Source organism: Micrococcus sp. HSID17227, assembly GCF_003989405.1.
GTDB lineage: Bacteria > Actinomycetota > Actinomycetes > Actinomycetales > Micrococcaceae > Micrococcus > Micrococcus luteus.
The window spans coordinates 1-747 of record NZ_RBLN01000551.1 but is presented as its reverse complement, the minus strand read 5'-3'; the positions used below and the strand labels follow the sequence as shown (position 1 = coordinate 747).

2 protein-coding genes are annotated in these 747 nt (G+C 68.9%); one reads left to right on the top strand and one right to left on the bottom strand.

Going from position 1 to position 747, the window contains the following annotated elements; all coding sequences use genetic code 11:
• A partial coding sequence (locus tag D8M29_RS13250) for a hypothetical protein (RefSeq protein WP_202975983.1) occupies positions 1-273 on the bottom strand: 273 nt, incomplete at its 3' end.
• A 169-nt stretch (positions 274-442) separates the two neighbouring features.
• Here D8M29_RS13250 and D8M29_RS13245 point away from each other — a divergent pair.
• The gene (locus D8M29_RS13245; protein WP_127446083.1) at positions 443-685 is read left to right on the top strand and encodes a hypothetical protein; all 243 of its coding nucleotides are present in this window, start codon (positions 443-445) and stop codon (positions 683-685) included.
• Positions 686-747: the final 62 nt, after the last annotated feature.

The following is a 747-nucleotide window of genomic DNA, read 5'->3' as shown; positions in this document are numbered from 1 at the left end:
GTGGACGAAGAGCGCGGTCAGCGGGGTGAGCGCCGCGTGCGCCGAGCCGTCCAGGAGCTCGCTGGGGATCACGCCCCACCGCTCGAAGTACCCCGCCTGAGCGGCGAGGAGCGCGTCGGCGTCGCCGTAGACGGGGTTGAACCCCGAGAGCGGGCTCATCAGGAAGACGGCGCAGCATAACGCCATCAGCCCGTAGGTGACCGGGGCACCGCCCGCCGCGGCCCCGAACCCCCGGGCCCGCTCCCGCCAGTCGACTTCCCGCAGATCGATCACGTACAGAGCATGACGCAACAGGCGAGAACGGGACGGAGCGCCTCGCCGTGCCGGCAGGTATGCGCGAGGCCGTAGGGTTGCGGCAGGACATCCGCAGTTCGACGGCGCACCGCGAGATCGAAGACCTGGGCACGCACAGACTCGACGTACGACGAAAGAGGACGCAACGATGACGACGGTTCCCCAGCCCACCGACGGGACCCGCTGGCGCTGCACGCTCTGCGGCAACCTCACGCGCTTCGATGTCACGCGCTCCTCGAAGGTCGTGGAGTACGTGCAGCTCGACCTGGGCGGGGAGTCGAGTGTCGGGGAGCGCGAGGTGGTCAGTGAGACCATCGAGTCGGTGCGCTGCCGTTGGTGCAACGCGGTGGATCAGATCGAACTGGTCGACAGGCCTGGTGCCGACTACTGACGGAGCGGCGCGGACAGACACATTGGGGTGATGGAAGGTGGAGCAGCCGACAGGCGGCGCCG

Excerpts from the sequence above, each read along its gene's own strand:
- D8M29_RS13245 (WP_127446083.1), top strand. The coding sequence starts at position 443 with ATGACGACGGTTCCCCAGCCCACCGACGGGACCCGCTGGCGCTGCACG.